We start from the raw sequence: 12,795 nt of genomic DNA on the forward strand, positions 1-12,795 counted from the left end.
CCTCACGTCCCGCGGAGTTACCGTGTCCAGCCTGATCCGAATCCTGCTCGCGATTGTCTTCCCGCCGATTGCCGTCCTGGTCACGACGGGGTTCGGCATTCAGTTCCTGCTGAATATCGTGCTGTGGATTCTCGGTTGGCTGCCCGGCACGGTGCACGCCCTCTGGCTCATGAACCGGGATCGGCCGCTCGTCTGACAGGGAGAGGCGGGGCCCCGGAGGCCCCGCCCGGTCAGGGTTTGGCGTCCACCTTGGCCACCGTCTGACGGCCTGACGCAGCCTTGGTGGCCTCCGCCTTCTTCGCGTCGGCGGCGTGACCCAGATGCTCCTTGCCGACGTCCTTGCCGGCATGCGCCGGCTTCTCCCCGTCCTTGCCGGCATGTGCCGGCTTGAGCGCGGCCTTCGACACAGGCTCGGCCTGAGCCACAATCCGCACCGGTTCCACGGTCGCGGCATCGGTCGCCGGTGTCACCGGCGTCGACTTCTCCTTGGAGAACAGCTTGCCGAGGAGCTTCTGATACCCGTCCGATTCGCCGTCCGCATCGGCGACGGCGATGCGGGCCGGCTTCTCAGCCTCTACGGGTGCTTCCGCCGGCTGCGAGGCCATGAGGGTCGTCGGCGCCGGGCGCACCGGCCCCTTGGTCTTTTCGCCGGCCTTGGCGGATTTCGGCGTCGTGGAGGCCGTCGTGGTGGGCGATTGGGCCGCGGCGAGCATCACCGGGTGGCCCTTGGCGTCGATCTCGACCTCCTCCGGGGCGAAGGCCAGAGTCTCCGGCCGGCTCACGTCACCGAGGTTGTGCCGTCCGTATTCCTTCGCGTCGTAAGGCAGGACCGTCTCGGTGCCGCCGAGACTCGCGAAGGCCGTCGGGTTGTTCTGCGGGCGGAAGACCGGGTTCTGGCCACCGTCCTGGTAGACGACGTGCACCGCCGGGGTCCCCTTGGCGACCAGTTCGGCGATCTCGCTCTCATCCCGGTCGCGCTTCTCGGCGACTTGGGGCTCGAGCTTCGGCTTGCACGAGCCGGCTGCCACATCCGCTCCGCCGAACACGTACCGGGTGCCGCAGGCGCCGACCTTCGGCTCCTCGCGCAGGGCCTCGAAATAATCGGACCCTTCCTTCAGGTTGCGCCAGAACGGCGCGTTCGGGTCGTTCCGGAACTTGGCCATGTTCCTGGCCGTCATCCGAAACGGGTAGGCCTGGAACTGGAAGCTGCGCTGGCCGCCGGAGAAGGCCTCCCGGGCGATGGCGTAGATCTCGGCGATCGAGGCGTCTGTCATCGCAAAGCAGCCCGCCGACGAGCAGGTGCCATGCACCATCAGAAAGCGGCCGGAGCGGCCGTTGGCCCGGTCGACGGCGTTCGGGAAGCCCGTGTCGAACGACAGGTAATACGATGAGTTCGGGTTCATCAGGCCCGGCGTAATCGTGTAGAAGCCCTCCGGCGTCTGCCGGTCACCCTCCCGGGTCTTGGGTCCGAGCTGGCCCGACCAGCGGCAGATCGGGTAGGTCTTCAGCAGGGCGTACTTTCCGTCCCCGCCCTTCTTCCAGACCTCCATCTCCGCTTCCTTCTTGTAGGCGCGGATCAGGATCGGGTCGGATTGCTGCATGCCCTTGCTCTGCATCAGGGCAAGGGTCTGCGGTGCGATGGGTGCGATGCTCCGGGCCGTGGGACCGTTGATCCCGCTGCCATCCTGGCAGGCGCCGAGCAGTAGGGCGGTCAAGGCAGCGGCCGCCAGCATCCTCGCAGTCGCGGGACGCGCCGTCATGGGGAACCTCGTCCTCGAACTCTCGCCCGGGCCGTTGGCATCGGCCTGTTTCGGGCGCCACTCCCCAACCGTGTAACGTCGTTAAGCTTGCGCATTCGTTACCGCAATGACCCGGATGCAACACCGGGCCAGCGCCTGACGGGGTGGTCCACCGGTTTCCCTCACCCGGCAGGCGCAAGTGTGACGGACCGCACATGCCGCAGGGCGATCAGCATCAGCAGACCGGCGCCGGCCAGGACGGCGCCTGCCAGCGACACCGCCGGGAGGCCGAGCCCGGCATCGATGACGCCGCCGCCAACCGCCGCGCCGATTGCGTTCCCAAGGTTGAACGCCCCGATATTCATCGCCGAGGCGAGGTTGGGGGCTTCTTTGGCCTTCTGCATCGCGCGCATCTGGAGCGGCGTTCCGATGGCGAAGCTGGCGATGCCCCACAGAAAGATCAGCGCCGCCGCCGACCCTTCCCAGCGCAGGCCCCAGATGAACAGCACAAGGATGACGATCTGGGCGATCAGGGCGCCGAAGATCGCCCCGTCCACCGAACGGTCGGCGAAGCGTCCGCCGAGCCAGTTTCCGATGGTGAGGCCGACTCCGAACACCACCAGCATTGTCGTGACGAAGGGCGTGCCTGCCCCGGTCTCAGCCTTCAGGATCGGGACGATGTAGGTGAAGACCGTGAACATCGAGCTGAAGCCGATCATCGTCAGCGCCAGGGCAGCGAGCACCGGCAATCGCCGAAGCACCCGCAGTTCGGCCCGCATGTCCGCTGGGCTTTCGACCGCCAGGGGCGGCAAGGCCAGGCGCAGGGAGATCATGGTGAGCGCGCCGACCCCCGCGATGCCCCAGAAGGCTGCGCGCCACCCGAATTCCTCTCCGATCCATGCGGCAAGGGGGACGCCTCCGATGGTGGCGATGGTCAGGCCGGAGAACATGGTTGCGACCGCCGCAGCCCGCCGTTCCGGGGGGGCAAGGCTTGCCGCGACGACCGAGCCCACCCCAAAGAACGCCCCGTGATTGAGGGATGTGACGATCCGGGCCGCGACTAGCATGGCGTAGCTGTCGGCGACTGCCGCCAGAAGGTTACCCAGAGTGAAGATGCCCATGAGGCCGACGAGGAGGCGGCGGCGGGGAACCCGCGCCGTGGCAAGCGTCAGAACCGGAGCGCCGACGAGGACCCCGATGGCGTAGGCGCTGACGACCAGACCCGCGGCGGGAATGGACACGCCAAGATCCCCGCTGATGAGCGGCAGCATCCCCATCGGCGTGAATTCCGTCATCCCGATACCGAAGGCGCCGACCGCCAGGGCCAAGAGGGGGGGATTGATCGCCATGGTTGTTGTCTCCGCTCGTTCCGCCGGAGCACATGGCCGACTCGTCGTAGAGAATGTAGTCCCGTTTGCGGATCAGGATTTGTGCGGGTGTGTCACGAATGGTGCAGGACCGGATCGGGCGGACGGGCGAGATGGCCGTCTTCGTCGCCGTCGTGGAGGCGGCCAGCCTCTCTGATGCGGCCCGCAAGCTCGGCCTGACTCCCTCTGCGGTCAGCCGGATCGTCGCGCGGATCGAGGCGCGGCTCGGCGTAAGTCTGCTGGTGCGGACCACCCGCACCCTGCGGGCTACGGCGGAGGGCGAGACCTATGGGCGGGCTGCGCGGCGCATTCTGGCGGATCTCGACGAGACCGAGCGCGCCCTCGCCGACCGGGGCTGCCCGAGCGGCCGTGTGCGGATCAGCGCGGCCACCGCCCACGGCCGGCTAGTGATCGTGCCGCTGCTCGCCGAGTTCGTGACGCGACACCCCCGCATCGTCGCCGAGATCGACCTGAGCGACGAACTCGCGGACGTGCTCGGCGGCCGGGCCGATGTGGCGATCCGCTTCGGGCCGCTGGCCGATAGTCCCCTCACCGCCCGCCGTCTCGGCGAGACCGGGCGGACGGTGGTGGCGGCGCCGGCCTATCTCGAACGGATGGGCACGCCGTGCCGGCCCTCCGACCTCGCGGCCCACAACTGCCTCGATTTCAGTTTCCGCCGCAGCGAGCCCGGCTGGCCGTTCCGCGAGGACGGACGGGATTTCATCCTGCCGGTGAACGGGAATGTCGCCGCCAACAACGGCGAGACGCTGGTGCAGCTCGCCCTGCGCGGCGTCGGCATCACCCGGGTCGGCAACTTCCATATCGCCGAAGACCTAGCTGCCGGCCGCCTCGTCCCGCTGCTGGAGCCGTTCAACCCGCAGGATCGCGAGGCGATTCACGCCGTGTTCGTCGGCGGCCCCGCCATGCCGGCCCGGGTGCGGGCGATGGTGGACTTCCTCGTTGAGGCCCTGCGCGGGGACGCGGTGCCGTGACGGCTCGCCCTCACGCCAACAGCGCTGGCCGGTGTTCCGCTTCGTCGCGAATGATCGCGACGAGCGCCGCGTCGTCGGCAGGGTCGGCGAGGCGCAACCCCACGGGCTCGGACGGGCTGTGGACGGTGAGCCAGCGCAGGCTCGGAGAGAGGTCGGGGGCCTCGGCGATGGCGACCCTCTCGCGGCCGGTCACCAGTTGCACGAAGGTCAGGTGATTCAGGCTCGCCCGTTGGCCGAGCAGGGCATCGATCTCCTCCACCACCGCGCGGGGGGTGTGGAGATGGCTCATCATCCACAGGCGATTGCGTGTTCCCGGCGTATCGAGGGCCGTGCGCAGGCGGCGGACGCCTTCGGTGAGGAAGGAGTAGTCGTCGGGGTCACTGGCCGGGTCGTGGTGGTTGAACACGCATTCCAGACCGTGCCGCTCCCGGTAGAGCCGGTGGCGGCCTTTCCAGATGTCGGGGGCCCGCCGCTCCTGTTGCGGGATGCTCTCCAGTTCGCGGCGGTCCGTGAGCGCGGCGAAGTCATCGGCAAGACAATCTCGGACCATGCCGGGGAGGGTGAAGATCCAGTCGAACGGCCCGGACCACGTCCTCAGGTCGAGGGTCTTGAGGACATGCGCCATCTGGCAGTTGCAGCCGAGAGAGATCGTGTTGGCCGGTCCCGGCTCCCGCCGGTCGCGACGGACCAGGCGGCGGCCGAGACGATGGAGCGTCCCGCGCAGCCCGGCCGCCCCCGTCACAGGCGCCTGCCGATCTCGAGGAACTTCTCCGCCCGGCGATCGCGGATCACGTACGGCTCCAGACCATCGAACATGGCCAGGGACTCGGCGATGGCCTGCCCCGTCGCCTGGATCGCCCCATCCCGGTCCCGATGCGCGCCGCCGACGGCCTCCGGCACGATGCCGTCGATGACGCCGAGCCTCAAGAGATCCTGGGCGGTGATCTTCATGGCGGTGGCGGCCTCGTGGGCCCGGCCGCCGTCACGCCAGAGGATCGAGGCCGCACCCTCCGGCGAGATCACGCCGTAGATCGCATGCTCCAGCATCAGGACCCGGTTGGCGGTGGCGAGTGCGATGGCCCCGCCGGAGCCCCCCTCCCCAATCACCACGGCGACGTTGGGCACCGACAGGCCGAGGCAGGCTTCCGTGGAGCGGGCGATGGCCTCGGCCTGGCCGCGCTCCTCCGCCTCGATGCCCGGATAGGCGCCGGCCGTATCGACGAAGGCGATCACCGGGAGGCCGAACCGGTCGGCGGTCTCCATCAAGCGCACCGCCTTCCGGTAGCCCTCCGGGCGGGCCATGCCGAAATTGTGCCGGAGCCGCGCCTCCGTCGTCGCGCCCTTCTCCTGGCCGAGGACGCAGACCGGCCGGCCCCGGAACCGGCCGAAGCCGCCGACGATGGCCTCGTCCTCGCCGAAGGCCCGGTCCCCGGCCAGCGGGGTGAACTCGGTGATCAGCCCGGCGCAATAATCGATGAAATGCGGACGCTGCGGGTGCCGGGCGACCTGAGTCTTCTGCCACGGCGTCAGGGCGGCATAAATCTCGGCGAGGGCCTGACGAGCCTTCGCCTCGAGCCGGCCGACCTCTTCCGCAATGGACACGGCGCCGTCCTGGCTGCCCACGGCGCGCAGTTCTTCGAGCTTCGCTTCGAGCTCGGCCACCGGCTTCTCGAAGTCGAGATAGGAGCGCGTCGCCGCCATGGGGTTCCGTGATCGAGTCGTGACAGGCCGTACGCCCGGTTCCGATCCCGGCCGCGGCGGGCGCGAGGTGTTGGCGAGAAGCCCGGCGCTGTCAACCTTTTAGGGCGTCCGCCCGAGGAATGGGATCCCAGCCGACCGGCCCGCCCCGCAGGCCGGACTCACCGCTCAGGCCGCCTGCGCCACGACCCGGTTCCGGCCCGCGGCCTTGGCTTCGTACAGGCCCTCGTCGGCCCGGCGGAGCATCTCGCTCGGCGAGGTATCCTCGGCGCAGCGCATGGCGACGCCGATCGAGACGGTCACCGACAGGAGCCGCGAATCGCGCTGCACGGAAAACGGAACGTCCTGGATGCGCTCCCGGATACGCTCGGCGATGGTATGGGCCTCGGCCAGCCCGGCCTCGGGGAGGATGACCACGATCTCCTCGCCGCCGTAGCGGGCGACGATGTCGATGGGCCTCGTGTGCTGGCGCACCCGCTCGGCGAAGGCGCGCAGCACCTCGTCGCCTGCCTCGTGCCCGTAGGTGTCGTTGATCGCCTTGAAGCGGTCGATGTCGAGGATGAGCGCCGCCAGCGGGCGGTGCCGCATGCTTTCCTCCGCGAACAGGCCGCTGAGGTGGCTTTCCAGATAGCGCCGGTTGTGCAGGCCGGTGAGCACGTCGGTGACGGCCATCTGGAGGGAGGCCTGCATCGCCCCGCGCAGCACGTCCGAGAAGCGCTTGCGCCGCACCTGCGTGCGGGCACGGGCGAGCAACTCATTTCGGTCGATCGGGCGCATCAGATAGTCGTGAACGCCGAAATCGAGGCCGCGGGTGATCCGGGGCCGGTCATGGGCCTCGGCAATCATGATGAGCGGCATGCCCCGGGTCCGGTCGAGGGAGCGGAATTGGCTGCACAGGCGTAGGCCGTCATGCCCGGTGAGGTCGAGGCTCACCAGGGCGAGGTCGAAATCGCCCTCCGCGGCCACCACCATCGCGTTGTGCGGATCCGCCTCCACCGTGACCCGGTGATGCTGCTGCAGGGCCATCGCCATCCGTTCGGCGGATCCCGGCCGGTCCTCGACCAGGAGGATTCGCGCATCGAGGCCGGTCTCCGCCGCGGCGGTGATGAGCGGATCACCCATCCCGAAGGCCCGGGAGGCCAGGGCCCGCTGGCGCAACTCGTCGGTCACGGCCTTGAGGCGGACGAGGCTGCGGACCCGGCTGAACAGGGCCACGTCGTCGACGGGTTTGGTCAGGAAATCGTCAGCACCCGTATCGAGGCCCTTCAGCCGGTCCGACGGCTGATCGAGGGCGGTGACCATCACCACGGGAATATGGGCCGTGACCGGGTTGCTCTTGATCCGGCGGCAGACCTCGAACCCGTCCATGCCCGGCATCATCACGTCCAGCAGGACGATGTCGCACAGGCCCTTCTCGCAGATGGCGATGGCATCGGGGCCGTTGAGGGCTGCGAGCGTGTCGAAATATTCGAGGGCGAGCTTCGTCTCGAGGAGTTTTACATTCGGGAACAGGTCATCGACGATGAGGACGCGGGCCGACATGCTACCTCACTCAGGACGGTCGTCGGCCCCACCCGCCGGTGCGGCTCGCGGCCTCGCGCCGCCGGACTAGTCCCGCGTCGCGTCACTTGGATTCAAGATAGGCGCGAACCGTTGCTAAAAACTTCGCAACGGAGATGGGCTTCGAAAGATAAGCCTCGCAGCCGCCCTCGCGAATCCTCTCTTCATCACCTTTCATCGCAAAGGCCGTGATCGCGATGATCGGAATGGACTTTAGATCGTCGTCCTCCTTCAGCCACTTGGTCACTTCCAAGCCGGACACTTCCGGCAACTGGATGTCCATGAGGATGAGGTCGGGGTGATGGGCGCGCGCCAGCTCGATCGCCTCGATGCCGTTGGCGGTCTTCAGCGTCGCGTAGCCGTTCGCCTCGAGGAGGTCGTTGAACAGCTTCATGTTCAGTTCGTTGTCCTCGACGATGAGCACCGTCTTCGACATGGTTCCTTGCCTCGGTCAGAGCCGATCATGATTAAGGACCCATCAGCCCCATTGCGTCGGTTTTAAGGGTTACATGTTGACGAATGGCAAACCGCATCAAGCGGATGACTCCACGGAAAGCCTCGCCCTCGATGTTCTGCTGTGGATCGTGGGGGATGAAGACCGACTTTTTCCCTTTCTCGCCTCGACTGGCCTTGATCTGGATGCGGTCCGTGCCGGTTCCAAGGACCCGGTCTTCCTCGCAGGCGTGCTCGATCACGTCGCAGGCGACGAGCCGGTGCTCCTGGCATGCGCGCGGTCCCTCGACGTGAAGCCGGAGCGCATCGTCGCCGCGTGGCATCGCCTGTCGCCCCGGCCCGACGACGAGTGGGCGTGAGCGAACGTCGGGGGCGGTCCGCGTCAGGCGTCCGTCACGGCGTGCAACCCTTGCCCGCCCCCTTGGCGGCCGGCTTGTCCGTATCGAGATCGAGGGCGGTCATCGTCCCGGTCAGGGCGAAGTCGCCGTAGTCGAGCTTGATCCGCCCGCTGACGCCGTTCTCGTAGAGATCGAAGCCGAGGGTATAGATCGGCGTGCGCTCCCCCACGCCCTCCGTGTAGTAGGTCAATTTCACCGGCCAGTGGCGCACGGCCGCGATCGGCCCCGCCTGGAGCGGCTTGTCGACCTCGGCACTGGCGGCTGTGGCGGCCGTCGTTGCGGCCGGGCCGATCACGGCAAAGGTGTCGTAGACCTTTTTGCCGTCATCCGAGCCGTCATAGACCTTGGCGGAGAGGGTGGTTTGGCCCGCCCGCGCCGTCTCCACCAGCTTGCGCATGTGGGCGCTCGGAAACAGCACCGGGCCCTCGGCGGTGATGGGCTTACCCTTGCCCTTCAGCTTGATGCTCAGCGCATCGCCGTCCTCGGTCGCCGTGCCATCCACTGGAGCGGACGGATCCCCGTCCGAGACGGTGGTGGTCTTGAAGCGGAAATCGTGCCCTTCGCCACTCTCGAACGTCGTGCTGCGCAGGTCTGAAATGCGGGTGCCGGTCTCTCCAGAGGACAACTCCGTGACCTGTCGCGTCTGCATCGTGTAACCCCGGCAGGCATCGCCGCGGAAGTCGATCACGATGCGCCCCCTGGCCGCCTCGACGGGGCGCGTGCCCGAGCTACCGCCCAGGGTCAGGTCGTAGACGGCCCGGTGATTGGCGAGAATGACGGGGTCCGACGCGGCCGGGGCGGCCGCCTCCGGCGTGGCGGGAGCCGCATAGGCTGGCCCCCCGAGGAGCAGCATTCCGGCAAGGAGGCGTCGACGCAGAGCGGCCATCAAAATCTCGGGTTCATAGCCGTCGCGAGATAAATAGCCCTGCGGGTCAGGACAATCCCCGGTCCGCCCCCTCCCCTCGCCATCGGGCAAAGGGAGGCGGCGACGATGCGGGGTCACTCGGTCGGCGTGTCGTCCGTCGAGGGCGTGCCGCCCTCGCCCGTCTCAGCCGCCGCGCTCTCGAAGCGCGGCCGACGGCGACGGCGCGGCTTGGCGGCGGGCGCTTCCTCTGCGGCGGTCTCAACGACCGCCGGCTGCTCCGGTTCGATGGGGGTCGTGGCGGCGACCGGACGCACCGGCGCCATCAGGAAAGCCGGCAGGGCCGCAGCGTCCTCGGCCACAACGGCCGGCTCTTCGCGACGCCGCTCCCGACGGGGCGTGCTCTCGGGGCGCTGGAACTCCCCGCGGGGCGCCTCGGCGCGATAGTCGCGACGCTCCTGACGCTCGGGGCGGTCCTGACGCTCGGGGCGGTCCTGACGCTCCTGGCGGTCCTGACGCTCAGGGCGATCCTGGCGGTAGTCCTGCCTATCGTTGCGCGGGCTCTCGGCCCGCTGATAGTCCTGACGCGGCTGATCCTGGCGGCCGTTGTCTTGCCGCCCGTTGTCTTGCCGCCCGTTTTCCTGGCCGCGATAATCCTGGCGTCCGTAATCCTGCCGGTTGCCGTCGTGACGCCCGTTCTCTTGGCGCCCGTTGTCCTGACGGCCATTGTCCTGGCGCTGCCTGTCGCGACCGTAATCCTGGCGGCCGTTCTCCTGACGGGCTTGCCCGTCGTAACGGCGCTGGTCGCGGTTCTGGAAGCGATCGCGGTTCTGCCGACCCTCCTGATAGGAATCCTGCCGGGCCTCGTAGGGCTGGGGCTGATGACCAGGGTCGCCGTAATCGTCCTGGCCATTATAGCCCTGGCCGTTGTAGCCGCTGCCGTTCGGCTGGCCGCCCTGGCCCTGCCCCTCCTCGTCGCCCTCGTCCATCTCGTCATCGAAGGCGCGGGCCGCGTAGCCGCCGGCCACAGGGCGGGTCTGCTCCTGGACACCGGAGATGATGCGGAAGTAATGCTCGCCGTGCTGGAAGTAGTTCTCAGCCGCGACGGGGTCGCCAGCCGCCAGCGCGTCCCGCGCAAGCTGGGCATACTTGTCGGCGATATGCTGAGCGGTGCCTCGGATCTTGACGTCGGGGCCGTTCGATTCGTACGAGCGCGTCAGCGGATTGGGACCCTTGGGGCGGTTGCGCCCGCGCATCCGTCGATTCTGGTTCGGTCTCATCGGTCTTCAGTGACCCTCAGTTCACGCCAGACAAATCAAAGGCACATCCGGGATCGCGCATGCCTCCGGCGCGTCGCACCGACGCGTGCTGCCCGAAAGCAGCCGTGCAATTCCCTGCACGAACCTCACCGGCCGTCTGATCTGCCGTTCGCATCGCAGGCCGATGGATCGGCGCGGAATACAGCCGGTTGTCAGGTTCGAGCGGTACCGGACCGGGTCGCGAGCCTCGCGTACAACCAGCTCCGGAATTGAGGGGGGCGGCGAACTACGTGGCGGCCGTGGTCTCCACCGACCCTATCGCGGCTCGTCTTAACGAAACGTTCGCGATCTTCAAGCCGACTCTATCGCCTCCGGCCGGCTGCAACAAGCTTTTTCGGATCACACGCTTCGTTTCGTTCGGGAATTGCGGGCGAAGACACGACGTGGTCGTCGTAGCCGTGGAATTCAATGCGTGAAAGTCAGGGCGCGGTCGTGCCCTGGGAGGTCGCGCGACAGTTTGGCGACGCGCAGGCCCGCCGCGATCCCGATGGTCCGCACGGCCTCCGCCTGGTCGTAGCCGATCTCCACCACCGCCGGGGCGCCCGGCTTCAGTAGTCTTCCGCGTCCGAGGCTCCCGAGGATCTGCCGATAGGCGTCGAGACCGTCCGCCCCGCCGTCGAGGGCCGCCCGGGGATCGTGCTGTGCCACTTCCCGGTCCAGGCCGGGGATGTCCCCGGCGGCGATATAGGGCGGGTTGGAGACCACGAGGTCGAAGGGGCCACGAAGGGGGTCGCACCAGTTACCGCAGGCGACGAGCGCCCGGCCGCCGGTTCCGTTGGCGATGGCGTTGGTGCGGGCGGCCCGGAGGGCGGGCTCCGACCGGTCGAGACCGATCCCAACCGCCCGGGGCAGCTCGCTCAGCAGGGCGACGAGGATGCAGCCGGAGCCGGTGCCGAGATCGAGGATCCGCAGGGGCGCCGTCCTGTCGGGCAGCGCAGCGAGGGCCGCCTCCACCACCGTCTCGGTGTCGGGCCGGGGGACCAGCGTCTCCGGCACCAGCACGAAGGGCAGTCCCCAGAACTCCCACGCGCCAAGGATGCGCGCCACGGGCTCCCCCATCGCCCGCCGGTCGAGGGCGGCGCGTACGAGCGGGGCCGCCTCCCCCACAGGGCGGTCGCCATCGAGGGCGAGGTCGCGGGGTTCGAGGCCGAGGAGTCCCATGACCAGGAAGCGGGCCTCCCTTTCCGCATCGGGGATGCCCGCCGCGGCGAGGTGGGCGGCGGCGAGGCGCAGGGCAGCCCGGCGGCCTGTGAGGGCGTCGAGGCCGCCCCCGCCGTTCATGCCATCCCTTCCGCGGCGAGGAGTTCCGCCTGATGCTCGGCGATCAGCGCGTCCACCACCTCGTCGAGGGCCGTGCCCGCCATGACCTCTTCGAGCTTGTACAGGGTGAGGTTGATACGGTGGTCCGTCACCCGCCCCTGGGGGAAGTTGTAGGTGCGGATGCGCTCCGAACGGTCGCCGGAGCCAACCTGCGCCTTGCGGTCGGCGGCCCGGGCGGAATCCTTCGCGCTGCGCTCGGCGTCGTAGAGGCGGGCGCGCAGGAGGGACATGGCCCGGGCGCGGTTCTTGTGCTGCGAGCGTTCTTCCTGGACGAAGACGACGATCCCCGTCGGCATATGGGTGATGCGGATCGCCGATTCCGTCTTGTTGACGTGCTGGCCGCCCGCGCCCTGGGCGCGCATCGTATCGATCTTCAGGTCGGCCTCGTTCACGACGATGTCGACATCCTCCGCCTCCGGCAGCACCGCGACCGTGGCGGCGGAGGTGTGGATGCGCCCCTGCGTCTCGGTGTCGGGCACCCGCTGCACCCGATGCGCGCCGCTCTCGAACTTCAGCCGGGCGAAGACGCCCCTGCCCTTCACCTCGGCGACGATCTCCCGGTATCCGCCGACGGTGCCCTCGCTTTCCGAAAGCACCTCCACGCGCCAGCCCTTGGACTCCGCGTACTTGGCGTACATGCGGAACAGGTCGCCCGCGAACAGGGCCGCCTCGTCGCCGCCCGTCCCGGCGCGGACCTCCAGGATGGCGCTCTTCTCGTCGGCCGCATCCTTGGGGAGCAGCATCAGCTGCAGCGCCCGGTGGGCCGCCTCCAGCCCCGCCTCCGCCTCGGGCTTCTCCTCGGCGGCCAGCGCCCGCATCTCCGGGTCGGTCCCCGCCTCGTCGATGAGGGCCTCGATGCCGTTCAGATTGTCCATGGCCGCCCGGTAGGCGCGGATCGCCGCCACGACGGGGTCGAGGTCGGACAGTTCGCGGGAGAGCTGGACGACGGTCTCCGCTTCGCCCTCGCCGGAGGCGAGCTGCGCCGTGACGAGGTCGTGCCGGACGAGGATCGCGTCGAGACGGTCGGGGGGGAAAGGTATCATTGCCCGGTTGTTCTGTGGGGACGTCGGGTTCGCGCCCCGGTTCG

The 12,795-nt window shown here is 68.8% G+C and carries 13 protein-coding genes; 3 read left to right on the forward strand and 10 right to left on the reverse strand.

All coding sequences use genetic code 11. The features are described from left to right. Nucleotides 1-22: 22 nt before the first annotated feature. The gene (locus MFF22_RS05095) at nt 23-196 is read left to right on the forward strand and encodes a YqaE/Pmp3 family membrane protein (RefSeq protein WP_238247873.1); all 174 of its coding nucleotides are present in this window, start codon (nt 23-25) and stop codon (nt 194-196) included. A 34-nt stretch (nt 197-230) separates the two neighbouring features. Here the strand turns inward: MFF22_RS05095 and MFF22_RS05100 are convergent, their stop codons facing one another. Next, entirely contained in the window at nt 231-1,760 is a 1,530-nt protein-coding gene (locus MFF22_RS05100) for a L,D-transpeptidase family protein (RefSeq protein WP_238247874.1), read from the reverse strand. A gap of 161 nt (nt 1,761-1,921) precedes the next feature. Then, nucleotides 1,922-3,088: an MFS transporter gene (locus MFF22_RS05105; protein WP_238247875.1), complete on the reverse strand. Its 1,167-nt coding sequence runs from the start codon at nt 3,086-3,088 to the stop codon at nt 1,922-1,924. Nucleotides 3,089-3,186: 98 nt separating this feature from the next. Here MFF22_RS05105 and MFF22_RS05110 point away from each other — a divergent pair, with 98 nt between their 5' ends. Beyond that, nucleotides 3,187-4,098: a LysR family transcriptional regulator gene (locus MFF22_RS05110; protein ID WP_238247876.1), complete on the forward strand. Its 912-nt coding sequence runs from the start codon at nt 3,187-3,189 to the stop codon at nt 4,096-4,098. 10 nt (nt 4,099-4,108) lie between these two features. Here the strand turns inward: MFF22_RS05110 and MFF22_RS05115 are convergent, their stop codons facing one another. The 4 genes from MFF22_RS05115 to MFF22_RS05130 form a co-directional block, all read right to left on the reverse strand. Beyond that, nucleotides 4,109-4,840, reverse strand: a complete 732-nt coding sequence (locus MFF22_RS05115) for a DUF1796 family putative cysteine peptidase (protein ID WP_238247878.1) — start codon at nt 4,838-4,840, stop codon at nt 4,109-4,111. Next, nucleotides 4,837-5,799, reverse strand: a complete 963-nt coding sequence (locus tag MFF22_RS05120; protein ID WP_238247879.1) for an acetyl-CoA carboxylase carboxyltransferase subunit alpha — start codon at nt 5,797-5,799, stop codon at nt 4,837-4,839. The genes MFF22_RS05115 and MFF22_RS05120 overlap by 4 nt, the downstream gene beginning before the upstream one ends. Before the next feature lie 165 nt (nt 5,800-5,964). Further along, nucleotides 5,965-7,338 (reverse strand): PleD family two-component system response regulator, encoded by a 1,374-nt coding sequence (locus MFF22_RS05125; RefSeq protein WP_238247881.1) that lies wholly within the window; start codon nt 7,336-7,338, stop codon nt 5,965-5,967. Nucleotides 7,339-7,420: 82 nt separating this feature from the next. Next, nucleotides 7,421-7,792: a response regulator gene (locus MFF22_RS05130; RefSeq protein ID WP_238247883.1), complete on the reverse strand. Its 372-nt coding sequence runs from the start codon at nt 7,790-7,792 to the stop codon at nt 7,421-7,423. 73 nt (nt 7,793-7,865) lie between these two features. Between MFF22_RS05130 and MFF22_RS05135 the strand changes: the two genes are divergently transcribed. Next, on the forward strand, nt 7,866-8,168 hold the full coding sequence (locus tag MFF22_RS05135; RefSeq protein ID WP_238247884.1) for a DUF3572 domain-containing protein: 303 nt from the start codon (nt 7,866-7,868) through the stop codon (nt 8,166-8,168). A gap of 34 nt (nt 8,169-8,202) precedes the next feature. On the opposite strand, the gene MFF22_RS05140 is transcribed toward MFF22_RS05135, so the two are convergent. From MFF22_RS05140 to prfA, 4 genes are all read right to left on the reverse strand, one after another. After that, a complete protein-coding gene (locus MFF22_RS05140) occupies nt 8,203-9,093 on the reverse strand; it encodes a cell envelope integrity EipB family protein (RefSeq protein WP_238247885.1) in 891 nt (296 codons plus the stop codon). Between the two features lie 113 nt (nt 9,094-9,206). After that, complete coding sequence (locus MFF22_RS05145) at nt 9,207-10,325, reverse strand: DUF4167 domain-containing protein (protein ID WP_238248027.1); 1,119 nt, start codon at nt 10,323-10,325, stop codon at nt 9,207-9,209. 468 nt (nt 10,326-10,793) lie between these two features. Further along, complete coding sequence (gene prmC / locus MFF22_RS05150) at nt 10,794-11,669, reverse strand: peptide chain release factor N(5)-glutamine methyltransferase (RefSeq protein ID WP_238247886.1); 876 nt, start codon at nt 11,667-11,669, stop codon at nt 10,794-10,796. Further along, nucleotides 11,666-12,751, reverse strand: a complete 1,086-nt coding sequence (prfA, locus tag MFF22_RS05155) for a peptide chain release factor 1 (protein ID WP_238247887.1) — start codon at nt 12,749-12,751, stop codon at nt 11,666-11,668. The genes prmC and prfA overlap by 4 nt, the downstream gene beginning before the upstream one ends. Between the last annotated feature and the right edge of the window lie 44 nt (nt 12,752-12,795).

Origin of the sequence: Methylobacterium persicinum, from assembly GCF_022179525.1 — a bacterium.
In the GTDB taxonomy this organism is placed as follows: domain Bacteria; phylum Pseudomonadota; class Alphaproteobacteria; order Rhizobiales; family Beijerinckiaceae; genus Methylobacterium; species Methylobacterium persicinum.

Excerpts from the sequence above, each read along its gene's own strand:
- MFF22_RS05140 (WP_238247885.1), bottom strand. The coding sequence starts at position 9,093 with ATGGCCGCTCTGCGTCGACGCCTCCTTGCCGGAATGCTGCTCCTCGGG.
- MFF22_RS05130 (WP_238247883.1), bottom strand. The coding sequence starts at position 7,792 with ATGTCGAAGACGGTGCTCATCGTCGAGGACAACGAACTGAACATGAAG.
- MFF22_RS05110 (WP_238247876.1), top strand. The coding sequence starts at position 3,187 with ATGGTGCAGGACCGGATCGGGCGGACGGGCGAGATGGCCGTCTTCGTC.
- MFF22_RS05100 (WP_238247874.1), bottom strand. The coding sequence starts at position 1,760 with ATGACGGCGCGTCCCGCGACTGCGAGGATGCTGGCGGCCGCTGCCTTG.
- MFF22_RS05135 (WP_238247884.1), top strand. The coding sequence starts at position 7,866 with ATGTTGACGAATGGCAAACCGCATCAAGCGGATGACTCCACGGAAAGC.
- MFF22_RS05120 (WP_238247879.1), bottom strand. The coding sequence starts at position 5,799 with ATGGCGGCGACGCGCTCCTATCTCGACTTCGAGAAGCCGGTGGCCGAG.
- MFF22_RS05105 (WP_238247875.1), bottom strand. The coding sequence starts at position 3,088 with ATGGCGATCAATCCCCCCCTCTTGGCCCTGGCGGTCGGCGCCTTCGGT.
- prmC (WP_238247886.1), bottom strand. The coding sequence starts at position 11,669 with ATGAACGGCGGGGGCGGCCTCGACGCCCTCACAGGCCGCCGGGCTGCC.
- MFF22_RS05125 (WP_238247881.1), bottom strand. The coding sequence starts at position 7,338 with ATGTCGGCCCGCGTCCTCATCGTCGATGACCTGTTCCCGAATGTAAAA.
- prfA (WP_238247887.1), bottom strand. The coding sequence starts at position 12,751 with ATGATACCTTTCCCCCCCGACCGTCTCGACGCGATCCTCGTCCGGCAC.
- MFF22_RS05145 (WP_238248027.1), bottom strand. The coding sequence starts at position 10,325 with ATGCGCGGGCGCAACCGCCCCAAGGGTCCCAATCCGCTGACGCGCTCG.